Below are 22275 nucleotides of genomic sequence, written 5' to 3'. Positions count from 1 at the left end.
TCCGCCCGGCGCCAGCTCAGTCGCACATGAAGGCTCAGCCGCGCATAGCGACGCCGCGGCGCCAGTAGCCCATGAAAGCGACCTGCGAGCGGTCGATTCCGAGATCCTTGACGAGGTGTCGGCGCAGCGTCGTGACGACGCCGCTCTCGCCGGCGATCCAGAAGTATCGTTCGGCGGGAGCATCCGCTGCCGCGATCTCCTCGCCGAGACCCGAGTAATCAGGAGTCTCCCAGAGCAGCTCCTCGGACTCGATGTCCTTCACGTCGATGGCATCCGCCGCATCCGCATCGCCGAGATACTCGAGCACGGCGGGAATGAGCCGCACGCCATGAGGCTCGCCCGCATCCCGGGGCAGCCAGTGCACCTCGACGCCGGCGGGAGCGTCGATGCGCAGGATGTCGGCGGGAGTCGGCACCTCGATGAACGCGCAGCCTCGGAGGTCGCCCGGAGCGTCTTCGAGGATGCGGGCGATCGCGGGAGCCGCGGTCTCGTCACCGGCGAGAACGACCGACGCAGCGGTGCCCGGCTCGTACTCGGCACCGCCGTGAGCCGCTGCGGCGACCCCGCGACGCGGTCCGACGATGAACAGCTCCTGGCCGGCGGCGGCCGCATCGGCCCACCTCGACGCGGGGCCCGTCAGTCCAGGCGCCAGGTGCAGCACGAAATCGACGTCGAGCTCGGTGCCGGCATCCGTCACGCGAAGCTCGCGCACCGAGTAGGTGCGCATGGATCCGCGCTCTTCCTCGGGCACGGCGAGGAACGACCCCCACCAGTCGTCGGTGTCCCGATCGAGCTCGGGAAGGATGCCGGATGCCGGCGGGAACACGATCTTGATCCGAGAGTCGAAGGTGTCGCCGGGCGTGCCGAACTCGAAGAGGTCGTCACCGCCGAAGGTGACGCGCACGAAGTTCGGCGACACCCGTTCGACCGCGCGCACCTCGGCGCGGGCCAGCACGTAGGTGGGGCGTTCGGTCGTCGTCTCAGCGGACATGATGCCTTCCGATCGGGGTGACCATCGGCTTTCCCGAGACCGGGTCGATGGTGATCTGGTTCGCGAGGTCGAAGACCTCTTCGACGAGCTGGGCGGTCACGACATCCTGCGGAGCGCCGGTGGCGTGCACCCTGCCCTCCTTCATCGCGACGAGCTCGTCGGAATACCGCGCGGCGAGGTTGAGGTCGTGCAGCACCATGACGATCGTGGTGCCGCGCGAGACGCTCAGGTCGGTGAGCAGGTCGAGCACCTCGACCTGGTGCGCGACGTCGAGGAACGTGGTCGGCTCGTCCAGAAGCAGGATGTCGGTCTCCTGCGCGAGTGCCATCGCGATCCACACGCGCTGACGCTGGCCACCCGAGAGCTCGTCGACGCTGCGGTCGGCGAGGTCGGTGGTTCCAGTCGCCTCGAGGGCGTCCGCCACGATCTCGTAGTCGTGGGCACTCCAGCGGGCGAGCATCTTCTGGTGCGGATGCCGGCCACGACCCACGAGGTCGGCGACGGCGATGCCCTCCGGCGCGACGGGCGACTGCGGCAGCAGACCGAGGATGCGCGCGACCTCCTTGGTGGGGCGCGCGTGCACCGACTTGCCGTCGAGCACGATCTGGCCGGCGGTCGGCGAGAGCAGACGCGCGAGCGAGCGCAGCAGCGTCGACTTGCCGCATCCGTTGGCTCCGACGATCGTCGTGATCTTGCCGGGGGCGATCGCGAGGTCGAGGCCGTCGATGATCGTGCGGTCGCCGTAGGCGAGCGTGACGGACTCGGCCGTCAGAGTGTGCGCCTCGGTCACAGTGAGCCTCCCGAGCGGTTGGTGCGGATGAGCAGGAAGATGAGATACGGAGCGCCGAGCACGCCGGTGATCACGCCCACCGGGTAACGATCCCCGAACGCGAACTGGCCGAGCAGATCGCCGCCGAGCACCAGCACGGCACCGACGAACGCGCTCGGAAGCAGCAGGTTCGCTCCCGGGCCGGTGATGCGGGCGGCGATGGGACCCGCCATGAACGCGACGAACGCGATGGGGCCGCAGGCCGCAGTCGCGAAGGCGAGCAGGGCGACGGCACCCAGGATGAACAGCAGGCGGGTGGTGTTGACCCGCACGCCGAGACCGGACGCCGAATCATCGCCGAGCTGCATGGCTCCGAGCGCGCGCCCCTGCGAGAGCAGCAGCGGCATCAGCACCGCCGCGGCTATCGCGAGCGGCATGACGCGCTCCCACGAGGCATTGTTCAGACTTCCGGTGAGCCACTGCATCGCGGTCTGGATGTCCCAGCTCGCTGCGCGCGACAGCATGTATGAGATGACGCTCTGCAGCATCGCCGCGACGCCGATGCCGATCAGGATCAGTCGCGTGCCCGCGAAGCCGTTCTTGATCGACAGCAGGTAGATGATGCCCGCGGTCACGATCGCCCCGACGAGAGCCAGGAGCGAGACCACCGGGCCGTTCAATGACAGCACCACGATGCCGAACACCGCAGCGGCGCCGGCGCCGTTCGAGATGCCGATGATGTCGGGAGACGCGAGCGGGTTGCGCAACAGCGTCTGGAACGAGACGCCCGCGATGCCGAACGCGAACCCGGCGAGGATCGCGAGCACCGCGCGGGGCAGACGCAGCTCACCCACTGTGAACGACGCCCCCGGAACCGTCTCGCCCACGATGACGCGGATCACCTCGTCGAGCGGATAGAACGTGTTGCCGATCATCAGGGCGACGGCGAACAGCACCACGAGCATCGCGCCGAGAACGATGGTCGCGACCGCGTGGCGGCGGTGTCGTGAGCGACGGCCGGCGACGATCGCGGCGACGGACCCGCCCCTTCGTTCGGATGCCGCAGGAGTCTGGGCCGCAGCCCGGTCGATGGTGCTCACAGTTCACGCACCTTCTGACGGCGGACGATCCAGATGAAGAACGGGGCTCCGATGATCGCGGTGATGATGCCGACCTGGATCTCCTCCGACGAGGGCGCGATCACGCGGCCGACGATGTCGCTCGCGAGAAGCAGCGCTGCGCCGGCCATGGCCGAGAACGGCAGAAGCCAGCGGTGGTCGGTGCCGATCAGCATCCGGCACACGTGCGGAACGACGAGTCCGACGAAGCCGATCGGACCCGCGATGGCGGTGGCGGCGCCGGCGAGGATCACGGCGCCGAGCGCCGACATGAGGCGCGTGCGGAAGACGTGCTCGCCGAGGCCCTTGGCCATGTCGTCGCCGAGGGCGAGGGAGTTCATGCCGCGGGCGCTCACGAAGCAGATCAGCGCTCCCAGCGCGAGCACGGGCGCCGTGATCGCGATGCGCGGCCATTCGGCGCCGCCGACGCCCCCGATCTGCCACGACTGGAATGCCTGCAGGAGGTCGACGCGCGGCAGCATGATGGCGCTGATGAGCGAGGCGAAGGCGGCCGACGTGGCTGCACCCGCGAGGGCGAGCTTGAGAGGAGTGGCGCCGCCGCGGCCGAGCGAGCCGACCGTGTAGACGAAGGCTGCGGCGAGTGCGGCGCCGATGATCGCGAGCGCCATCTGGCTGTATGCGTCGGTGAGGCCGATGAACGCGAGACCGATGACGACGGCGAGCGAGGCGCCGTTCGAGACACCGAGGATGCCGGGATCGGCGATCGGGTTGCGGGTGACCGCCTGCATCGTCGCGCCGGAGAGGGCGAGGGCGGCACCCACGAGGAGCGCGAGCACGGTGCGCGGGAAGCGCTTGATGATCGCGGCCTGGGCGAGGGTGTCATCCTGCCCGCTGAGCGCGGCGAAGATGTCGTCGATGCTCACGGAGCGCACGCCGAAGCAGATCGACAGGATGCAGAGCACGAGCAGCACTCCGAGACCGACGAGCAGCCAGAGCGAGCGCGCCCATGCCGGGCGCCGCAGGTCTGCGGCGCCCGGCATGGGAAGGGTGACAGCGGTCACGGGAATTCAGTGCGCGAGGGTGACGCTGAAGGTCACTTCGCGGCGAGCGGTGCCGCCAGCAGGCCGAGGTAGTCGGAGAGACCCCACGGGATCGACAGCGGCGAGGGGTTCGCCGACGCGGCGATCGGAGTGGCATCCGGGAGGATCGCGATGCGGCCCTCGGCGATCGCCGGGATCTTCGACAGAAGCGGGTCTGCCTGCAGCGTCGCGATGAGCGACTCGTCGCCGTAGGTCACGAAGACGTCGACGTCAGCGAACTTGTCGGCCTCTTCGGAGCTCACGGTCAGGTAGAACTGGTCGCTGTCGGCGTTCTCCTCGACGACGGACGGCAGAGGAAGGCCCAGGTCGTCGTGCAGGTATCCGGGGCGCGTGTCGATCGCGGTGTAGTAGCCGACCTGGCTCAGGTCGCTCGGGTCGATGTAGGCGAAGAGGACCTTCTTGTCCTTGAGAGCGCTGTTCTCCTCGAGAGCGGCCTCGGCGTCGGCGTGCAGATCCTCGATGAGGGCATCGCCCTCTGCTTCGAGTCCGAGAGCCTTCGAGTTCATCTCGATCATCTCGTCGACCGGCGTGCCCCAGGCGACCTCGGGGTACGCGACGACCGGAGCGATCTTCGAGAGGGTGTCGTACTCCTCCTGCGTGAGGCCGGAGTACGAAGCGAGGATCACATCGGGCTCGGTGTCGGCGACGGCCTCGTAGTCGATGCCGTCGGACTCGTCGAAGAGCACGGGCTCTTCACCGCCGAGCTCGTCGAGCTTCTCCTCGACCCAGGGCAGGATGCCGTTGTCGTCGTCGTCGCCCCACGAGGCCTTGCTCATGCCGACCGGAACGATGCCGAGGGCCAGCGGCACCTCGTGGTTGGCCCAGGCGACGGTCGCGACGCGCTCGGGCTTCTTCTCGATCGTGGTCTCGCCATAGACGTGCTCGATCGTGACGGGGAAGGCACTGTCATCGGCGGGGTTTCCGCCGGCGGAGTCGGAGGTCGAGTCGTTCGATGGCGTCGCGCAGGCCGTGAGGCCGAGGGCGAGGGCCGCGGCGACACCGGCGGCGAGAAGACGAGAGGTGCGCACAGGCATTCCCTTCGGGTTGGGATGAGGGGGTGCGGCGCGGAGGGGCGCCAGGCTTTGGTAAGCCTGGCCTAATCTAACAGAAAGTTAGGCAAGCCTCATCTCGGGTCCGGGCGTCGGGCGGCGTCCATCCCGCGCGTGCCTGGTCGAAAACGCATGCCCGGATGCAGGCTTGACCCCGCAGCGGTCAGCAGCGAGTCCGCGCGTGCGGGGTCAAAAACGCATCCCCCACGCCCGATTCGGGCGCTTTATTGACCCCGCACGCCCGCTCAGATGCGTAATTGACCCCGCACCGCATCACGTCCGTCTCGGAAAGCTCCCGGGCATACAGAAAGCCGGCCGGATCCGTGAGGATCCGGCCGGCTTCAGGAAGTCTGCTCGCGCTCAGAGAGCGCGGATGTTCGCAGCCTGCATGCCCTTGGGGCCACGCTCAGCGTCGAATTCGACCTTCTGGTTCTCACGGAGCTCCTTGAAACCGGAGCCGGTGATTGCCGAGTAGTGGGCGAAAAGGTCGTCCGTGCCGTCATCGGGAGCGATGAAGCCGAAGCCCTTTTCAGCGTTGAACCATTTCACAGTGCCAGTGGCCATGTGTTTTCTACTTTCTTTTTCAAACGGCCGCTTGCGCGGCCTGCGCCGTGACGGAACGTCCGACATACGCGCAAGCTCAACGTACCACGGCATCCTGACGTGAAACCCCGAAGTTCGGATTCTTTTGCAGGACCGCCGCCTCGGTGCGCGTGCTGACGCCGAGTTTTCGCAGCACGGCCGACACGTGAACGCTCACTGTCTTGACGCTGATGAAGAGCCGCTCGCCGATCTGACGATTGCTCAGACCCTCGGCGATCAGGTCGAGAACCTGCCGTTCGCGGGCCGTGAGCGGGTCGGACTCTTCCGCGCTCTGCGCACTCGCCGGTGCCGCCGCGAGGCCTGCCGCAGCCGCGAACGCACCGATCGTCCGGGTGAGGGGAACGTGCCCGAGGCGTTCGGCCTCGTTCATCGCATGGGCGAGCACCGCCGTCGCCTCGGAGCGATCGCCGGCATCGACCAGCAACCGGGCGAGCTCGAGCCGAGTGATGAGGCGGAAGGTCACGGGCACGTCAACGCCGTCGGCGAGTTCGACGGCTTCTCGCAGGCTCTCTGTCGACGGCGACAGCAGCGACTCGAGAATCGACCACCACGTGTCGCCGAGCAGCTGACCCGGCTGGGCGAGCCACGCCGCTCGGACTTCGTCACTCGCCTCGCTGACGTCGACACCCGCCGCCCGGAGCTCGGCGATCAACCAGCCCGCCTCGAGAAGAAGCCGCCTCTGGTGCAGGAAGACCGGACCGTCATCGGCGAGCATCGCACGGATCTCGTCGAGCGCACCTGCGTGGTCTCCTCCCCCCTCGGCGACGGCGACGCGCATCATCACCTCGTCGTACCAGATCTGCCGCTCGACACGACCGGTCTCCTCGAAGGCGGGATGCCACTCGCGCAGGATCTCGGCCGCCTCGTCGTGTCGCCCTCGCCACGAGAGCACGCGCACGCGGGTCATCGTGGAGTACATGTGAGAGATGCGCAGCGTCCTCTGCGCGAGTTCACGGGACAGCATCCCCTCGACCCGCTCGATCTCCCCCATCTCGAGCAACGGCACGGCCATGTTCTGCGTCATCAACGCACCGGTCGTGCGTTCGACGCCGAACGCACGCGCTCTGGCCAGGCCGTCTTCGGCCACGGAGACGGCATCTCTATAGCGCCCGAGCAGCCCGAGCAGGTCGGAGTAGTTGACGCGATATCGCATCTCGGGGTTCGCACCGCGCGCCAGATCGAGTGCGGCCGCATACTCCCTGTGCCCGGCCTCGAGATCACCGAGCTGCGCTCGAGCCCCGCCGCGCACGTTCGCGGCGATCGACGCCTCATCGTCGGCCCCGACCCGCTCGGCGCGCTCACCGGCCTCGGTCGCCAGCGCGATCGCGTCATCGAGTCGCCCGGCGATCATGTAGCGACTCGCGAGCTGATTGAGCACCGATGCGCGCAGTCGATCATCGTCGACCTGCCTCTCGAGGATCTCCAGCGACTGCTGCAGCAGCTGGATCGGCCCCGATCGGCCGAGGTTCATCATGTAGTAGGCCTTGTCTCGCAGCAGCCTCGCGTGCATCCGCGGGTCGACGGTGTCGGGGTCTACCTCGTCGAGCGCGAGATTGACGACAGCAAGCGCTCGCTCGCCGTCACCGGCGTTGCGGAGCACCGAACCCAGAGTGCGGAGCACCTCGAGGCGACCGAGACCCACGACGCTCTCGGCATCTGGCACCTGGATCCACAGATCGAGGGCGAGCTCTCCGAAGCGTGCCGCGCTCGCGAAGGCGAACCGCGACTTGGCATCGAACATCGCGGCGACGGCCGCGGCGAGCGCTCGGTGGTCGTCTTGCGCGAGCTGCCAGTGATAGGCGAGCGCGGCCGAGTCGGCGGTGTCGGAGCCGTCGCCGTTCTCCTCCAGCGCCTCGGCATACGCTCGGTGCAGCCGCGCCCTCTCACCCGGAAGCAGATCGTCGTGCACCGCCTCGCGCAGCAGCGCGTGCCGGAATCGATAGTCGTCGTCGGCCACGACGAGGATGCCGCTGAGCGTCGCCTCACGGATCGCCTCATCGAGGCGCGCCTCGGCCAGACCCGCGAGCCGCGTGACCAGCGGATGGGTCAGCGGACGCTCCGCCCCCGAGACCACCTGCACCACCCTCCTCGCGTCATCGCCGAGTCGGTCGAAACGGGCCAGCAGCAGATCACGCAGGCTGCCCGGAAGCGGACCCGCGGAGCATCCGGCGAGCTCTTCGACGAAGAAGGGAACTCCTTCGGCGCGGTCTTGGATGCGCTCGAGGGCCGCATCGCTGAGGGGCTGCCCGGTGATCGATTCGGCGAGCTGGCGAACCGCCGAGGTCTCGAGCCGTTCGACGGTGACCCGCTCGAGCAGGCGCGCGCGAGTGGACTCGCCGATGAACCGGCTGACCGCGTCTCCGCGGCGGACGTCGTCGGAGCGGCAGGTGAGGAGAAGAAGGATGCGCCCATGGGTCAGCGTGCGCAGCAGGAAGGAGAGGAGCGCGAGGGTCGATTCGTCCGCCCAGTGCAGGTCTTCGACGACGAGCACCTGCGGCGCGTGCTCGGCCGCGGCCTCGATGAGTGCCGCGATCGCATCGCGCAGCCTGTCGGGGCTGGTCTGCGAGCGCTCGGTGGGATTGAGTTCGGGCAGCAGCATCCCCAGAGCCTCGACGCCGACACCGAGCTCTTCGCGCACGCGATCCGCGCCCATACGCGTGACGATCGAGCGAAGAATGCCGGTGATCGGCCCGAAGGGCGTGCGCGAGGCCCCGAGATCGAGGCACCACCCGACATGCACATCGGCTCGGTTGACCACCTCGGCGCCGAACTCGCGCAGCAGCCGGGACTTGCCTATGCCCGCCTCGCCCTCGATGAGCGCCGCGAGCGGGACCCCCTCGACGACTCGGTCGAAGAGGCCGCGCACGACTGCGATCTCGGCCTCTCGACCGACCATCGCAGCGCTCGTGGCGGAGAGTGACATGGACTCATCGTCCCACTCCCCTCCGACATCCGGGCGGGGTGGCGCGGTCGGTGCCAGGGATGCCGAACTCACCGAACCGCCGCGGGCTCGCAGCAGACGGCGGCCAGACTGGCGGCTGGTGCACCAGTCGCCATTTCAGCGGGCGCAGCGACCCGCGAGGCTCGCGGAGCGACCGTCGTGGCGGTGCGCGGGGCGGCCGCGGCGGCATCCGGTGCAACGTCCGCGGCAGGATGCGCGGCGGCATCCGGCGCATTCGACTGTCGCCGGGTGACTGTGCGCAGCATCCGCTGTCCGAACCGTCCCACCGGACCGGGCGCCCGCGGGACGATCTGGTCGGCGTGCTCAGCGAGGAAACGACGGCGTTCAGCCGCCTGCTCCAGACGCTCGTTCTCGTACTCGCTGATCTTCTCGGCGAAGTAGGGGTGCTCGTACATGACATCTCCTCAGTTGGGATGTCCTCAGACTCCGCTCTGAGGTGCCCCGTCGACATCGGGAGGATGCCCTATCTTCTGCGTCGAGCGCGCCCTAGGCCGCAGCAGCCAGGCTGGCGGCAGGCTGCGAGCAGGCAGCGAAAGAGGCCCGGGCGGTGATGGGGGCACCACCGCCCGGACCTCGGATCAGGGGTCGATCAGGCGTCGACGTCGCCGCGCCAGGCACCGGTCTCGGCGCCACGCTTCTCGATGAACTCCTTGAAGTTCTTCAGGTCCTTCTTCACGGCGTGCGAGCCGGCGCCGACGAGCGAGCCGACCTTCTCGAGAAGGCCCTCGGGCTCCCAGTCGATCTGCACCGTGACGCGAGTCGTGAGGTCCTCGAGCTTGTGGAAGGTCACCACGCCCGCGTGCTCGGTGTCGCCACCGACGCTCTTCCAGGCGACGCGCTCGTCGGGGTGCTGCTCGGTGATCTCGGCGTCGAATTCACGCGTCGCACCGCCGACCTTCACGGTCCAGCGGTTGTGCGTGTCATCGATCTGGACGATCGACTCGACCTCGTCGAGGAAGTGGGGGAAGCTCTCGAACTGCGTCCACTGGTTGTAAGCGATGTCGACCGGAACGTGTACGTCGATGGTCTCGATGATCTGCGCCATGTGATGCTCCTCACTGTTCGTCGTTCGTGTGATCCCATTCAGCTGCATGCGACGGGGATCCGCGACGGGGTTGACATCGAGGGCGCCACGACCGAGCATGCGCGCGAGTAGCGTGGAGTGCATGCGCATCCACGCCGCGATCCGCGCCTCGAAGCGCTCGCCCCTGCTGCAGGTGGTGAAGTCCGCCGCGGCGACGATCGCCGCGTGGCTGCTGGCCGGCTGGGTGGTTCCGGGGCAGCTGCCCGTGTTCGCGGCGATCGCAGCGCTCCTCGTCGTGCAGCCGAGCGTCAACCAGTCGCTGTCGAAGGCGCTCGAGCGCAGCATCGGCGTGATCGTCGGCGTCGTGATCGCGGTGGCTCTCGGCTTGCTGCTGGGTTCGCCGAGCTGGATCGTCCTGCTCGCCATCGTCGTGGCGATGCTGGTCGCGTGGGCGTTCAAGGCGACGCCGGGCACCGGCAACCAGGTCGCGATCTCGGCGATGCTCGTGCTCGCCCTCGGTTCGACCCCCGACTACGCGATCGCGCGCATCTTCGAGACCCTGATCGGCGTGGTCATCGGCATCGTCGTGAACGCGCTGATCGTGCCGCCGGTGCTGGTCGCCCCCGCCCGCCGCGACCTCGGACTGCTCGGCAGCGAGCTCGCCGCGAGCCTCGACCGTCTGGCCGACGCGCTGCCCGAACCGCAGACGCCCGCGAAGCTGCAGGAGCTCATGCTCGAGGCCCGGCTGCTGCGCCCGATGAAGGATGCCGCCGAGGCCTCCATCGCGGCCGGCGAGGAGTCTCTCACCCTGAATCCGCGCCGCTCGACGCACCGCGAGGAGCTCCGCGAGATGCGGGCGCTGCTCGAACGACTGTCGCCGATCGTGACGCAGACCATCGGGATGACCCGCGCGTACTTCGACCACTACGACGACTCGATCGGCCAGGAGCCGGCCGTCACGGCGATCGCCGAGCAGCTGCGGCGTGCAGGGCATGACGTGCGGCTGGCCGTGCAGATCGCCGACGTGTCACCCGAACCCGAGACCCTGACTTCGGCGATCCCCGCGCTCACGGCGCCGCTCGTCATCCGGCCGCCGTCGTCAACCCATTGGATCCTGATCGGGTCGCTGATGGAAGACCTCCGGCGCATCCGCGGGGAGCTCGTCGAGGAGGAGTGAGCGCCGCCCACTCACGAAGGGGCGGCAGTGGGGTCAGTCCTGGTCGGGGTCGTCGGCGAGCACGTCGCCGTCGTCGTCGGAGGCAGGGCCCGAGGGGACGGCAGTCGCCGGCTCTCCCTTGTTGTCTTCGGTGCCGAGGTTGTCGTTCTCCTCCGCACCGGGCGACGGCTCTGTGCTGATGTCGTTGCGCTCGGACTCGATGTCATTGCTGTCGCGGTTCATGCGCGTTCCTCTCGTCGGCGTTCGGTCTGCGTGCACGCGAGGTTACGGGCCATCAGCCCCTGAAGCGCGGGCCTTGACAAGCACCCGAGGCCTACCCTGGTCACATGCCCGACATGACCGTGCCCGAAGCCCTCGCCGAACTGGCAGCCCTCGAGGATCCGAAGATGCGCGCCGCCAACGAGAAGCGCGGCGACGACCACGGCATGAACCTCAGCCGGCTGCGCGGGGTGGCCAAGCGCATCAAGACCGACCAGGCCCTCGCGAAGGACCTATGGGCGACCGGCGAGACGTCCGCCCGTCTGCTCGCGCTGCTCATCTGCAAGCCACGCGAGTTCACCGCGGATGAGCTCGACGCGATGCTGCGCCAGACCCAGGCCCCCAAGGTCAACGACTGGTTCGTGAACTACGTCGCCAAGAAGACTCCGCTCGCTGAAGAGCTGCGACTGCGCTGGTTCGACGACTCAGACCCGACGGTCGCCGCCGCCGCCTGGTCGCTCACGACCGTGCGCGTGGCGAAGGATGCCGACGGCCTCGACCTCGAGCACCTGCTCGACCTGATCGAGCGCGACCTGGTGGATGCCCCGAAGCGCCTGCAGTGGGCGATGAACGAGACGCTCGATCGGCATCTTCCACCCGGAGCTGCGGGCCAGGGCGCTGGAGATCGGTGAACGCCTGCAGGTGCTCGCCGATTACCCCACCGCCCCCGGCTGCACCTCGCCGTTCGCCCCGATCTGGATCGGCGAGATCGTGCGCAGGCGCGAGGGCTGAGCATCCTCATCGGATCCCCTCGTACGCTGAAGCCATGAGCACGCACATCGCCGCACAGCCCGGTCAGATCGCCCCCATCGTCCTGTTCCCCGGCGACCCGCTGCGGGCGAAGTGGATCGCCGAGAACTTCCTCGACGGCGCCGAGCTGTATTCCGAGACCCGCGGGATGCTGGGCTACACCGGCACGTGGAACGGCCACCGCGTCTCGGTGCAGGGGTCGGGCATGGGTCAGCCGTCGATGGCGATCTATGCGAGCGAGCTGTTCGAGGAGTACGACGTGCAGACGATCGTGCGCGTCGGCTCGTGCGGGGCGCTGACCGAGAAGCTCAAGGTGCGCGACATCATCATCGCGAACGGCGCCTGCACCGATTCGGGCATCAACCGCGTGCGCTTCCACGGCCTCGACTACGCACCCGTCGCGGACTTCGGGCTGCTGCGCGCCGCGGTCGAGGCGAGCGAGGCCGAGCCGCTCGACGCCGCCGTGCACGTGGGCCTGCTCTTCTCGAGCGACCAGTTCTACAGCACGCGCCCCGAGCTCACCGAGCCGTTCGTGCAGCACGGCGCGCTCGGCGTCGAGATGGAGGCCGCAGGGCTGTACACCCTCGCGGCGTTCCACGGGCGCCGCGCCCTGGCCATCTGCACGGTGTCCGATCACATCGTCACGGGCGAGCAGACCACCGCCCAGGAGCGCGAGCAGACGTTCGGCGACATGATCCGCATCGCGCTGCGCGCCGCGACCTCGGTGTGAGGCGTTCACAATTCAGCATGAGATCGTGCTGACCGCTCGAATCCGGTGATCTCGGCCGCATCGGACGATTCCCTGCTGAGTACTGCACGAGGTTCGCCCGTGCCGGAGGTGGGATGATCGACAGACCATGCCTGCGATCCTCGACCACACGACGCTGACCGACGGATCCGATGCGGATGCCGTCTACACGGCGTTCGTCGAGTGGGCGGAGTCGACCGGCATCAGTCTCTACCCCGCGCAGGACGAGGCTGTCATCGAGATCGTCTCGGGCAACAACCTGATCCTGTCGACGCCCACCGGCACCGGCAAGTCGCTCGTCGCGGTCGGGGCGCACTTCGCGGCACTCGTCGAGGGGCGTCGCTCGTTCTACACGGCTCCGATCAAGGCGCTCGTCAGCGAGAAATTCTTCTCCCTCGTCGACGTGTTCGGCGCCGCGAACGTCGGCATGATCACCGGCGACTCCTCGGTCAACCCCGATGCGCCGATCATCTGCTGCACGGCGGAGATCCTCGCGAACCTCGCACTGCGCCAGGGCACGGATGCCGCGGTGCACCAGGTCGTCATGGACGAGTTCCACTTCTACGCCGACCCCGATCGAGGGTGGGCGTGGCAGGTGCCGCTGCTCGAGCTGCCACAGGCGCAGTTCATCCTGATGTCCGCGACGCTCGGCGATGTCTCGCAGCTGTCGAGCGACCTCACCCGCAGAACGGGCCGCGACACGGCATCCGTCACGGGCGTCGAGCGTCCCGTGCCGCTGCACTACTTCTACGAGACCACGCCGATCCACGAGACGATCGACGACCTGCTCGGCACCGGCCAGGCCCCGATCTACGTCGTGCACTTCTCGCAGGCGGCGGCGATGGAGCGGGCACAGGCGCTGTCGAGCACAAAGGTCGCCACGCGTGAGCAGCGCGATGAGATCGCCGCGCTGATCGGCGGATTCCGGTTCACCACCGCCTTCGGCAAGACCCTCTCGCGGTTCCTGCGTGCCGGCATCGGCGTTCACCATGCCGGGATGCTTCCGAAGTACCGGCGCCTCGTCGAGCAGCTCGCCCAGCGTGGACTGCTGCGCGTGATCTGCGGCACGGACACCCTCGGCGTCGGCATCAACGTGCCCATCCGCACGGTGCTGCTCACGGCTCTGACCAAGTTCGACGGCACCCGGATGCGGCAGCTCAGCGCGCGCGAGTTCCACCAGATCGCCGGGCGAGCGGGACGTGCAGGCTTCGACACCGCCGGCACCGTGGTCGCCCAGGCTCCCGAGCACGAGAGCGACAACATCGCCGCGATCAAGAAGGCCGGCGACGACCCGAAGAAGAAGCGCAAGATCATCCGCAAGAAGGCACCCGACGGCTTCGTGTCGTGGGGCGAGCCGTCGTTCCGCAAGCTGATCGACGCCGAGCCCGAGACCCTGACCTCGCATATGCAGATCACGAGCGCGATGATGCTCAACGTGATCGGCCGCGGCGGCGACGTGTTCGGCAACATGCGTGCGCTGGTCTACGACAACCACGAGCCTCGCAAGAGCCAGCGCGAGCTCGCACTGCGCGCCATCGGCATCTACCGGACGCTGCTCGAATCGGGCGTCGTCGAGCAGACGGACGACGGCGAGATCCGCCTCACCGTCGACCTGCAGCCGAACTTCGCGCTGAACCAGCCGCTGTCGCCGTTCGCCCTCGCGGCGTTCGACCTGCTCGACCGCGATCCGGCTGCGGGCACGGGAACCGGCTCCTACACCCTCGACATGATCTCGATCGTCGAATCGACGCTCGACGACCCTCGGGCGATCCTCGGACAGCAGGAGTTCCTTGCCCGCGGAGAGGCCGTCGCCGCCATGAAGCGCGAGGGCATCGAATACGACGAGCGCATGGAGCTGCTCGAGGAGATCACCTACCCGAAGCCCCTCGATGAGCTGCTCACGGCCGCGTTCGAGACGTTCAGCGCCGCGCAGCCGTGGATTCGCGACTTCGAACTGCATCCGAAGTCGGTCGTGCGCGACATGTACGAGCGGGCCATGTCGTTCGGAGAATACGTCGCGTACTACAAGATCGCCCGCTCCGAGGGCGTGGTGCTGCGCTATCTGTCCGACGCCTACAGGGCAGCATCCCAGACGATTCCCGAGGAGGCGAAAGACGAGGACCTCCGCGACCTGATCGAGTGGCTCGGGGAGCTCGTGCGTCAGGTCGACTCGAGCCTGCTCGACGAATGGGAAGAGCTGGTCAACGGCGTGCTGCACGGCCCGGATGACGAGCCAATCGTGCCGCCCGCTCCGAAGCGCCTGACGTCGAACACCCGCGCTTTCCGCACCCTCGTGCGCAACGAGCTGTTCCGACGGGTGCAGCTCGCGGCCCGCGAGGACGTCTCCGCTCTCGCGGACCTCGACCCGTCGTTCGGTGCGGACGCCTGGTCGGACGCGCTCGACGGCTACTTCGCCGACCACGACGAGATCCTCACCGGAGCGAACGCGCGCAGCGCACAGCTGCTGCTCATCACCGAGGGCACGACCGAGTGGACCGTCCGTCAGATCCTCGACGATCCGGCGGGCGATCACGACTGGGGCATCTCCGCGACCGTCGACCTCGCCGCCTCCGACGAGGTGGGCGCTGCGGTGCTCACCGTGACGGGCGTCGACCGGCTCTGAGCGCGGTCGGACGCCTGATCCTTCCCCGGCGGGCTGACCGCACACGCCTCCTCGGTCAGCCATCCGTGCCTGAGTCATCCGTCCGGGGCTCAGTCAGCAATCCGTGCCTGAGTCATCCGGTCGATCGGTCGCAGCGGATCGAAGAGCACCCCGAGCCCCACTCGCACGAGGCCGGCATGCACCGCGAGGCAGACGGTGATCACCACCGCGGTGAGGACGATCGGCCAGACGGCCTCGACCGCCGGCGTCACGACCCATCCCGATCCGCGCAGCGCACCGTCGATCAAGGCGAGCGGAATCATGTGGATCACGTAGATCGGCAGCGTGCGCTGTCCCACCCACCGCAGCGGCCGTGCGATGACGCTCGCATGTCGGTCGATCGTCACGCACGCCATGACCCCGAATGCCACCGCGACGACCGCGAGAAGCGGCCACACTCCCGGCCATCGACGCATGCCGAGCACTCCGACTGCACCGACGGCCGCGACATATGCCCCTCCGAGCATGAGCATCCGCAGCGGCGTCGCACCCGCGGCGAATCGCTCGATCACGCTCCGCAGCCGCAGCCCCGCGAGGAAGAAGAACAGGTTCTGCACGAGCTGCCACAGGTTGCCCAGGTCGGGGATCACCCCCGCCGCCGCGACCGCAGCGATCACGAACGCGACCGGCAGCACCACGGCGGTCGGCACGTGCCTCACGAGGCGCGCGACGAGCAGGTACACCGCCAGGGCGAGCAGATACCAGAGGTTGGTCGGGCTGATCGTGAGCTGCGCGAGCAGCTGCCATCCGTTCTCCGCCCTGGCCGTGTCGAAGTCCGGAGTGAGGGCGAGCACGAACGTCTGGATCACGACCCAGATGACATAGACCGCCGCGAGGCGGCCGGCGCGACGTCGCCAGGGGGTGCCCGCGGGCGCGTTCACGGCGCGCGCTGCGAACATCCCCGAGATCAGGAAGAACAGCGGCATCCGCAGCGGCAGCAGCTGCGCGTTGAGCGTCGCCCAGGCATCGGTGACGGGCCCGGCACCTGAGACCGTGATCGCGTGCTTGGTGACGACGTGCCAGAGCACCACGAGGATGATGCACACGCCCTTCGCGACATCGGGCCAGCCGACGCGCGCGGTCACCGCCCCGGCACCTCGGCGGCGCGGACGAGGCGCGACACCAGCTCGACGTACGACACGTCGGCCGCCGCGAACATCCGCGGCACCTGGGATGCCGCAGTCAACCCCGGCATCGTGTTGACCTCGTTCAGCACCGGCCCCTCGGCGGTGAGGAAGAAGTCCATGCGGGCGACCCCGGCACACCCGAGGGCGTCGAACATGGTCAGCGCGGCGCGCGTGAGCGAGATCGCCTCAGCCTCCGAGAGCTGCGCCGGCACCGTGAACCGCGCACTGCCGTCGTACTTCATGGCGGTGTCGAACAGCCCGGCCGCGTGGATCTCGAGCGACGGCGCCGCCCAGCGCACCCCTCCGGCCTCCTTGATCACGGCGACGTCGATCTCCCTCCCGTGCACGACCTCCTCGACGAGGATGCGTCGATCGAAGCGCGCCGCCTCCCGAAGCGCCGCACCGAGTTCGGCCTCCTCACGCACGAGCGAGACCCCGTAGCTCGACCCGGCCGACACGGGCTTCACGACCACAGGGCCATCGAACTCGGAATCTCCGCAGTCGGCTGCATCGATCAGTCGACCCTTCGCGGTGCGCAGCCCCGCCGCGTCGGCGACGAGCTTCGTCGCCCACTTGTCCATGCCGATCGCCCCGGCGCGCGGCCCTGACCCGACCACCCGCACGCCCGCGAGAGCGCACAGGGAAGCGAGCGCTCCGTCTTCACCCAGCGCTCCATGCACCGCAGGGAATACGACATCAACTGCGGCTATGAGCGGCATCGCGAGAACGAGAGACTCGGCGGCGGTGGCACCCTCCGAGACGCCCGCCACCTCCCAGACACCCTCTCGCGAGATGGTGACCGTGCTGACGTCGTATCCGCCGACACGCAGCGCGTCGGCGACCGCGGCCGCCGACGCGAGCGAGACCTCGTGCTCGGCGTTCTGCCCTCCTCCGATGACCAGCACCCTCACGCGATCGCCCTCTCGACGCGGCGACCGATTCCCGTGACGATCGTGTGCGGGATGCTCCCCGCCCACCGGGCCCACTCCTGCACGGTCGGCACCGCCCCGCCCTCCGGGCCGAACACCACGGCTGTGGTGCCTCTGGGCGGGGTCAGATCACCCGTGTCGACGACGATCTGATCCATCGACACCCGCCCGACGATCGGGCATCGGATGCCGTCGATCGCGACCGCTGCCCCTACGGCGAGCTCCCGCGGGATGCCGTCGGCATAACCGACGCCGATCACGCTCAACCGGGTCGCGCGCTCGGTCACATATGCGCCGCCGTAGCCGACCGGGGTCCCCGCCGGCACGACGCTGCTGTGCACGACGGATGCCGTCAGCCGCGCCGCACCCTGCAGCGCCACGCTCTCCGACGGGTCTATGCCGACGAGCCCGGCGCCGACGCGAACCATGTCGAAGTGCGTCGCCGGATCCGTCAGCGTGCCGGACGTCGCCGCGAGATGCACGATCAGCGGACCGAAGCCGGCGCGCAGCACGGCATCCCTCGCCTGCCTCATCCGCAGCACCGCGGGCGCGTTGATCGCGGGGTCAGCGGCGTCGGCGTCGGGAAGATGCCCCATCACCCCCACCACCTCGACGCGACCGCGTCCGGAGCGCGCCACCCGCAGCAGCTCGGCCCAGTCCTCGAGCGGCACCCCACCCCGCGACATCCCCGTGTCCATGTGCAGATGCACGCGCACGCGTCCGTCAGGCAGCGACGACGCATCGGTGATCAACTGGCGCAGCTCTTCGACAGAGCCGACCGCGATGTCGACGCGATCCGCGACGACCTGAGTGACATCGACCCCCGCCGGATTCAGCCACGCGAGGATCGGCACCTCGATGCCCGCATCACGCAGCTCGGCGGCATCCCCCGCGTCGGTCACGCCCAGCCATTCGGCTCCGGCGTCGATCGCGGTGAGAGCGACGGCGACGGCGCCGAGACCGTAGCCGTCGGCCTTCACCACCGCCATGATGCGGGACTCGGTGGTCGCCCGCATCCGCCCGACGTTCGCCGCGACCGCGTCGCGAAGGGTGTGCAGGGTCGGTGCGTGCATGCGCGAGAGTGCGAGGTGCGGGGTCGTGAGAGCGGTGGTCATCGCTGGGTCCTCGGGTCGGCAGTCGGGTCGTCGTACATCAGTGGGCAGCCGTTCGCCACGGCTGCCGGACGCAGCTCGAAGTGCCACCGCTCGTTCGCATAGATCTGGCACAGACCGAACTCATCACCGTGCTGCGCCAGCCAGTCCTGCGCGGTGAGCGGACCGAGGTCGATCGCATCCCCCGACACGTGCTCCGAGTTCTCGGGCGTCGCGACCCAGCGCGCGGCCTCTTCCTCTGATCCGTATTCGGCGACCGCATCCTGCCGCAGCACCTGCTGGTACTCGGCCGACCTCCATCCGCTGTTCACGTGCATGCGCACGCCGTCCTGCTCTGCCGCCGTGGCCGCAGCGCGCACCGCGGCCAGCAGATCGGAGTCGAGGTTCGTCACGGCGGGCGTCTCGTCGAACACCGACACGGCGCCCTCATCGCGGATCACCCCGTCGGCCTCGGTGAGCGATGCAGGCGAGACGGTCGGGGGGACGGATGCCGACGCCAGAGACTGCTGGCCGATCAGCACGGCCGAGCCCGTGATGGCCGCGGCGAGCAGGGCGACACCGATGACCGCAATGAGGCGTCGTTGTCTGAGGGCAGTGCGTGTGTTCATGTCCTCAGTCAAGAAGGGGCCCTGTTGCGACGGCGTATGCGCTTTTGCATATGCTCCCGATATGCCCGGATGCGTAAGCTCTGAGCACATGGGAGCTGTGTCGTGAGGGTGCTGATCGTCGAGGACGAGCCCTACCTCGCAGAGGCCGTGCGCGACGGACTGCGGCTCGAGGCGATCGCCGCCGACATCGCCGGCGACGGAGACACGGCACTCGAGCTGCTCAGCATCAACTCCTACGACCTCGCCGTGCTCGACCGCGACATCCCCGGCCCCTCGGGCGATGACGTCGCCCGCTCGATCGTGGCGTCGGGCAGCGGCATCCCGATCCTCATGCTCACCGCGGCCGACCGCCTCGACGACAAGCAGACAGGTTTCGAGATCGGCGCCGACGACTACCTGACCAAGCCGTTCGAGCTGCGCGAGCTCGTGCTGCGCCTGCGTGCCCTCGATCGCCGACGGCAGCGCGTGCGGCCACCCGTGCTCGAGGTGGCGGGGTTGCGACTCGACCCGTTCCGCCGCGAGGTCTTCCGTGACGGCAGGTACGTCGCGCTCACGCGCAAGCAGTTCGCCGTGCTCGAGGTGCTCATCGACGCGGCCGGCGGAGTCGTCAGCGCCGAGCAGCTGCTCGAGCGCGCGTGGGACGAGAACGCAGACCCGTTCACGAACGCCGTGCGCATCACGGTCTCGTCGCTGCGCAAGAGACTGGGTGAGCCCTGGCTGATCCTCACGGTGCCGGGCGTCGGCTACCGCATCGGGACGGATGCCGATGGCTGACCTCACCCGCCCGAAGCGGCGCCGCGGCATGAGCGCCCGCTGGAAGCTCACGTTGAGCTATGCGGGCGTCGTCGTGGTGTCGGGCATCGGGCTGCTCGCGGCCGTCGCCCTCTACCTGCTGCGGTACGTGCCCGACGTGAACATTCCCACCGATCTCGATATGTTCGTGCCGAACCGCTCCGACCTCATCCGCGCCTTCATCCCCGCGGCGGTCGCGATGATGCTCGTGCTGCTCGCGATCGGGCTGGGCGGCGGCTGGATCATCGCCGGTCGGATGCTGGCTCCCCTCGACCGCATCGGGCGCGCTGCACGGCTCGCGGCTCAGGGGTCGTTGTCGCACCGGGTGGCCCTCGAAGGGCCGCGCGACGAGTTCCGCGACCTCGCCGACGTGTTCGACTCGATGCTCGAGCAGCTGGAGGCGCACCTCGCCGAGCAGCAGCGATTCGCGGCGAACGCCTCGCACGAGCTGCGCACCCCGCTCGCGATCTCGCAGACCATGCTCGAGGTCGCCCGCAACGACCCCGACCGCGACGTCGACGCGCTGATCGACCGGCTGCACGAGGTCAACGCACGGGCGATCGAGTTGACCGAAGCGCTGCTGATGCTCAGCCGCGCCGAGCGCCGCACGTTCACGCGCGAGCCGATCGACCTCTCACTGCTGGCCGAGGAATCGGCTGAGACGCTGCTTCCGCTCGCCGAGCGCCGCGGCGTGACGATCGACGTCGGCGGCGACACGGCGAACGTGCTCGGGTCCCCCGCCCTGCTCCAGCAGCTGATCACCAACCTCGTGCACAACGCGATCGTGCACAATCGCCCCGTCGACGGCACCGTCGTCGTCCGGACGCACACCCTGCCGCATGCCGTCGCGCTCGTGGTCGAGAACACCGGTGATGTGCTGCCTGCCCATCTCGTGGCGACGCTCGCCGAGCCCTTCCAACGCGGTGCCGACCGCACCCGCAGCGACGATCACGGGGGCGTCGGCCTGGGCCTCGCGATCGTGCAGCGCATCGCTCAGGCGCACGAGGGGTCGCTCGTGCTCACCGCTCGCCAGGGGGGCGGGTTGAACGTGACGGTGTGGCTGCCGCATCCGTTCCCCGGGCCCCTCGCCTGACGGTGTCCGTCTGAAACCGGGCATCTGAAGCCGGGGCGCCGCCGGTCCGGGGCTGAAGCCGCATGCCGGACGTCCAGGACTGAGGCCGACCGCCGGCGGTCCAGGCGTGATGCCGTCTGCAGGACCGAAGCACGGATGCAGGACGAGAAACGTCGTTCAGCCCCGCATCCGTGCTGTGATCCTGCAGATGGGCCGCCGCTGGGGCGGGGCCGCCCCGATGGGACGGGCCCCTCCGGATGCCGGGTCAGGCGACCTCGCCCCGGAGTGCAGCGAGCTCGCGGCCGTAGGTGCGCGCCGACTGCTCGGCGTTCTCCTTGAGCTCGCGGGCGGTGTCGGCGAAGGCGTCGAGTGCCGGGTTCACACCCACGAGCGTGAAGGGCCGCTCGACGACGCGCAGGTCGAGACCCCAGACGTCCTCGAGCACGCGGCGCAGCCATCCGGTGGAGTGGTCCCAACCCTCCTTGGGGGTTCCCGGTGCGTAGTTGCCGCCGAGCACGGTGACGAGGGTCGCGGGCTTGCCGCGGAGCGCAGTGCCCTGGGGGTCGATGCGCGGATCGGTGTAGGCCAGGTCGAACCAGGTCTTGAAGTGCTGCGAGACGCCGTAGTTGTAGAGCGGCACGGCGAACAGCAGCGCGTCAGCGGCGATCAGCTCGTCGGCGAAGGTCGTGGCGAGGGCGCGGGCCGCACGCTGGGCATCGGTGCGCTGCCCCTCCTCTACGAAGCCGCCGGTCACGGCATCCGCCCATGCCGTCGCGGGCACGGGGTCGGCGGCGAGGTCGCGGCGGGTCACGGTGGAGTCGGGGTGGGATGCCGTCCACTCTGCTTCGACGAGGTCGGCGAGCGAACGGCTGGCGGACGACGCAGGAAGGATGCTGGCGTCGAGGCGGAACAGGGACATGGAGGGTGCCTTTCGTTTGCGTAGTCGCTCTGTTTTTCTTAGCGACTCGCGTTAACGTAGCACAGGTATGATGGGGCCATGGCCGAGATCGACGAAGAGCGTCACGTGTGCGACGCCGCCGTCACACTGGCCTTCAGCGTGCTCGGCAAGCGCTGGAACGGCATGATCGTCTCATCGCTCGGCGGGGGCTCTTCGACCTTCGTCTCATTGCGCCGCGCGGTCTCGGGCATCAGTGACACCGTGCTCTCCGACCGTCTCGCCGAACTCGCCGAGGCAGGACTCGTCGCCCGCGCGGTCGACGCGGGCCCGCCGGTCACGGTCTCGTACTCGCTGACCGACAGCGGCCGAGGGCTGCTGCCCATCCTCGACCAGCTCGGCACCTGGGCCTCCGCGAACCTCGAGCTCCGCGCTCGATGACGCCGGCCGAGTGGTCGCCTCCCGCACCCCACCTGGCTGACCGATTCCCGTCGGGCTGACCGGGGCGATCCGTTCACCCAGCCATCCGGGCACTCATCAGCCAGACGACCGGGTGTGCGGCCGCCCG

At 68.9% G+C, this 22275-nt stretch carries 21 protein-coding genes and 1 pseudogene; 7 read left to right on the top strand and 15 right to left on the bottom strand.

Annotated elements, in window-relative coordinates; genetic code table 11:
* Positions 1-34: 34 nt before the first annotated feature.
* The 9 genes from MRBLMI13_RS10005 to MRBLMI13_RS09965 form a co-directional block, all read right to left on the bottom strand.
* Positions 35-991 (bottom strand): siderophore-interacting protein, encoded by a 957-nt coding sequence (locus MRBLMI13_RS10005; RefSeq protein ID WP_367822217.1) that lies wholly within the window; start codon positions 989-991, stop codon positions 35-37.
* Positions 981-1781 (bottom strand): ABC transporter ATP-binding protein, encoded by an 801-nt coding sequence (locus tag MRBLMI13_RS10000; RefSeq protein ID WP_042538187.1) that lies wholly within the window; start codon positions 1779-1781, stop codon positions 981-983. Before MRBLMI13_RS10000 ends, MRBLMI13_RS10005 begins: the two co-directional genes overlap by 11 nt.
* A complete protein-coding gene (locus tag MRBLMI13_RS09995; protein ID WP_079112091.1) occupies positions 1778-2860 on the bottom strand; it encodes a FecCD family ABC transporter permease in 1083 nt (360 codons plus the stop codon). Before MRBLMI13_RS09995 ends, MRBLMI13_RS10000 begins: the two co-directional genes overlap by 4 nt.
* Positions 2857-3879: a FecCD family ABC transporter permease gene (locus MRBLMI13_RS09990; protein ID WP_367823101.1), complete on the bottom strand. Its 1023-nt coding sequence runs from the start codon at positions 3877-3879 to the stop codon at positions 2857-2859. The genes MRBLMI13_RS09995 and MRBLMI13_RS09990 overlap by 4 nt, the downstream gene beginning before the upstream one ends.
* A gap of 53 nt (positions 3880-3932) precedes the next feature.
* Positions 3933-4967: an iron-siderophore ABC transporter substrate-binding protein gene (locus MRBLMI13_RS09985; RefSeq protein WP_309694459.1), complete on the bottom strand. Its 1035-nt coding sequence runs from the start codon at positions 4965-4967 to the stop codon at positions 3933-3935.
* 381 nt (positions 4968-5348) lie between these two features.
* Positions 5349-5552 (bottom strand): cold-shock protein, encoded by a 204-nt coding sequence (locus tag MRBLMI13_RS09980; protein ID WP_042538190.1) that lies wholly within the window; start codon positions 5550-5552, stop codon positions 5349-5351.
* 76 nt (positions 5553-5628) lie between these two features.
* Entirely contained in the window at positions 5629-8514 is a 2886-nt protein-coding gene (locus MRBLMI13_RS09975) for a helix-turn-helix transcriptional regulator (protein WP_367822214.1), read from the bottom strand.
* A 68-nt stretch (positions 8515-8582) separates the two neighbouring features.
* Positions 8583-8948, bottom strand: a complete 366-nt coding sequence (locus tag MRBLMI13_RS09970; RefSeq protein ID WP_367822212.1) for a hypothetical protein — start codon at positions 8946-8948, stop codon at positions 8583-8585.
* 194 nt (positions 8949-9142) lie between these two features.
* A complete protein-coding gene (locus tag MRBLMI13_RS09965) occupies positions 9143-9598 on the bottom strand; it encodes an SRPBCC family protein (protein WP_042538348.1) in 456 nt (151 codons plus the stop codon).
* 121 nt (positions 9599-9719) lie between these two features.
* On the opposite strand from MRBLMI13_RS09965, the gene MRBLMI13_RS09960 reads away from it, so the two are divergent.
* Positions 9720-10754 carry an FUSC family protein gene (locus MRBLMI13_RS09960; RefSeq protein WP_042538197.1) on the top strand — a complete coding sequence of 345 codons (1035 nt, stop codon included), beginning with the start codon at positions 9720-9722 and terminating at the stop codon, positions 10752-10754.
* Between the two features lie 33 nt (positions 10755-10787).
* On the opposite strand, the gene MRBLMI13_RS09955 is transcribed toward MRBLMI13_RS09960, so the two are convergent.
* Positions 10788-10976 carry a hypothetical protein gene (locus MRBLMI13_RS09955; RefSeq protein WP_042538199.1) on the bottom strand — a complete coding sequence of 63 codons (189 nt, stop codon included), beginning with the start codon at positions 10974-10976 and terminating at the stop codon, positions 10788-10790.
* 104 nt (positions 10977-11080) lie between these two features.
* On the opposite strand from MRBLMI13_RS09955, the pseudogene MRBLMI13_RS09950 reads away from it, so the two are divergent.
* The 3 genes and pseudogenes from MRBLMI13_RS09950 to MRBLMI13_RS09940 all read left to right on the top strand — a co-directional run bounded on the left by MRBLMI13_RS09950 (position 11081) and on the right by MRBLMI13_RS09940 (position 15133).
* Positions 11081-11744 (top strand): annotated as a pseudogene (locus tag MRBLMI13_RS09950) (DNA alkylation repair protein).
* A 34-nt stretch (positions 11745-11778) separates the two neighbouring features.
* Positions 11779-12492 carry a purine-nucleoside phosphorylase gene (deoD, locus tag MRBLMI13_RS09945; RefSeq protein ID WP_042538203.1) on the top strand — a complete coding sequence of 238 codons (714 nt, stop codon included), beginning with the start codon at positions 11779-11781 and terminating at the stop codon, positions 12490-12492.
* Positions 12493-12619: 127 nt separating this feature from the next.
* Positions 12620-15133 carry a DEAD/DEAH box helicase gene (locus MRBLMI13_RS09940; RefSeq protein WP_367822210.1) on the top strand — a complete coding sequence of 838 codons (2514 nt, stop codon included), beginning with the start codon at positions 12620-12622 and terminating at the stop codon, positions 15131-15133.
* A gap of 89 nt (positions 15134-15222) precedes the next feature.
* Here the strand turns inward: MRBLMI13_RS09940 and MRBLMI13_RS09935 are convergent, their stop codons facing one another.
* From MRBLMI13_RS09935 to MRBLMI13_RS09920, 4 genes are read right to left on the bottom strand one after another with little or no spacing between them, the layout of a single operon-like run.
* Complete coding sequence (locus MRBLMI13_RS09935) at positions 15223-16257, bottom strand: acyltransferase family protein (RefSeq protein ID WP_367822209.1); 1035 nt, start codon at positions 16255-16257, stop codon at positions 15223-15225.
* The gene (locus MRBLMI13_RS09930; protein ID WP_367822208.1) at positions 16254-17210 is read right to left on the bottom strand and encodes a D-alanine--D-alanine ligase family protein; all 957 of its coding nucleotides are present in this window, start codon (positions 17208-17210) and stop codon (positions 16254-16256) included. The genes MRBLMI13_RS09935 and MRBLMI13_RS09930 overlap by 4 nt, the downstream gene beginning before the upstream one ends.
* A complete protein-coding gene (gene alr, locus MRBLMI13_RS09925; RefSeq protein WP_367822206.1) occupies positions 17207-18343 on the bottom strand; it encodes an alanine racemase in 1137 nt (378 codons plus the stop codon). The genes MRBLMI13_RS09930 and alr overlap by 4 nt, the downstream gene beginning before the upstream one ends.
* The gene (locus tag MRBLMI13_RS09920; RefSeq protein WP_367822205.1) at positions 18340-18948 is read right to left on the bottom strand and encodes a M15 family metallopeptidase; all 609 of its coding nucleotides are present in this window, start codon (positions 18946-18948) and stop codon (positions 18340-18342) included. Before MRBLMI13_RS09920 ends, alr begins: the two co-directional genes overlap by 4 nt.
* 102 nt (positions 18949-19050) lie before the next feature.
* Between MRBLMI13_RS09920 and MRBLMI13_RS09915 the strand changes: the two genes are divergently transcribed.
* Both MRBLMI13_RS09915 and MRBLMI13_RS09910 read left to right on the top strand, forming a co-directional pair.
* The gene (locus tag MRBLMI13_RS09915; protein WP_367822203.1) at positions 19051-19722 is read left to right on the top strand and encodes a response regulator transcription factor; all 672 of its coding nucleotides are present in this window, start codon (positions 19051-19053) and stop codon (positions 19720-19722) included.
* 28 nt (positions 19723-19750) lie between these two features.
* A complete protein-coding gene (locus MRBLMI13_RS09910; RefSeq protein ID WP_367823099.1) occupies positions 19751-20833 on the top strand; it encodes a sensor histidine kinase in 1083 nt (360 codons plus the stop codon).
* Between the two features lie 244 nt (positions 20834-21077).
* On the opposite strand, the gene MRBLMI13_RS09905 is transcribed toward MRBLMI13_RS09910, so the two are convergent.
* Positions 21078-21731, bottom strand: coding sequence for an FMN-dependent NADH-azoreductase (locus tag MRBLMI13_RS09905; RefSeq protein WP_367822201.1), 654 nt, complete (start codon positions 21729-21731; stop codon positions 21078-21080).
* A 78-nt stretch (positions 21732-21809) separates the two neighbouring features.
* Between MRBLMI13_RS09905 and MRBLMI13_RS09900 the strand changes: the two genes are divergently transcribed.
* Positions 21810-22148, top strand: coding sequence for a winged helix-turn-helix transcriptional regulator (locus tag MRBLMI13_RS09900; RefSeq protein ID WP_042538215.1), 339 nt, complete (start codon positions 21810-21812; stop codon positions 22146-22148).
* The last annotated feature ends 127 nt before the right edge of the window (positions 22149-22275 follow it).

It is taken from the genome of Microbacterium sp. LMI13-1-1.1 (assembly GCF_040815625.1).
GTDB lineage: Bacteria > Actinomycetota > Actinomycetes > Actinomycetales > Microbacteriaceae > Microbacterium > Microbacterium forte.
The sequence above is the reverse complement of the archived record's forward strand: the minus strand, read 5'-3'. Positions and strand labels throughout refer to the sequence as shown.

Excerpts from the sequence above, each read along its gene's own strand:
- MRBLMI13_RS10005 (WP_367822217.1), bottom strand. The coding sequence starts at position 991 with ATGTCCGCTGAGACGACGACCGAACGCCCCACCTACGTGCTGGCCCGC.
- MRBLMI13_RS09990 (WP_367823101.1), bottom strand. The coding sequence starts at position 3,879 with ATGCCGGGCGCCGCAGACCTGCGGCGCCCGGCATGGGCGCGCTCGCTC.
- MRBLMI13_RS09980 (WP_042538190.1), bottom strand. The coding sequence starts at position 5,552 with ATGGCCACTGGCACTGTGAAATGGTTCAACGCTGAAAAGGGCTTCGGC.
- MRBLMI13_RS09975 (WP_367822214.1), bottom strand. The coding sequence starts at position 8,514 with ATGTCACTCTCCGCCACGAGCGCTGCGATGGTCGGTCGAGAGGCCGAG.
- MRBLMI13_RS09970 (WP_367822212.1), bottom strand. The coding sequence starts at position 8,948 with ATGTACGAGCACCCCTACTTCGCCGAGAAGATCAGCGAGTACGAGAAC.
- MRBLMI13_RS09965 (WP_042538348.1), bottom strand. The coding sequence starts at position 9,598 with ATGGCGCAGATCATCGAGACCATCGACGTACACGTTCCGGTCGACATC.
- MRBLMI13_RS09960 (WP_042538197.1), top strand. The coding sequence starts at position 9,720 with ATGCGCATCCACGCCGCGATCCGCGCCTCGAAGCGCTCGCCCCTGCTG.
- MRBLMI13_RS09955 (WP_042538199.1), bottom strand. The coding sequence starts at position 10,976 with ATGAACCGCGACAGCAATGACATCGAGTCCGAGCGCAACGACATCAGC.
- deoD (WP_042538203.1), top strand. The coding sequence starts at position 11,779 with ATGAGCACGCACATCGCCGCACAGCCCGGTCAGATCGCCCCCATCGTC.
- MRBLMI13_RS09940 (WP_367822210.1), top strand. The coding sequence starts at position 12,620 with ATGCCTGCGATCCTCGACCACACGACGCTGACCGACGGATCCGATGCG.
- alr (WP_367822206.1), bottom strand. The coding sequence starts at position 18,343 with ATGACCACCGCTCTCACGACCCCGCACCTCGCACTCTCGCGCATGCAC.
- MRBLMI13_RS09920 (WP_367822205.1), bottom strand. The coding sequence starts at position 18,948 with ATGAACACACGCACTGCCCTCAGACAACGACGCCTCATTGCGGTCATC.
- MRBLMI13_RS09910 (WP_367823099.1), top strand. The coding sequence starts at position 19,751 with ATGAGCGCCCGCTGGAAGCTCACGTTGAGCTATGCGGGCGTCGTCGTG.
- MRBLMI13_RS09905 (WP_367822201.1), bottom strand. The coding sequence starts at position 21,731 with ATGTCCCTGTTCCGCCTCGACGCCAGCATCCTTCCTGCGTCGTCCGCC.
- MRBLMI13_RS09900 (WP_042538215.1), top strand. The coding sequence starts at position 21,810 with ATGGCCGAGATCGACGAAGAGCGTCACGTGTGCGACGCCGCCGTCACA.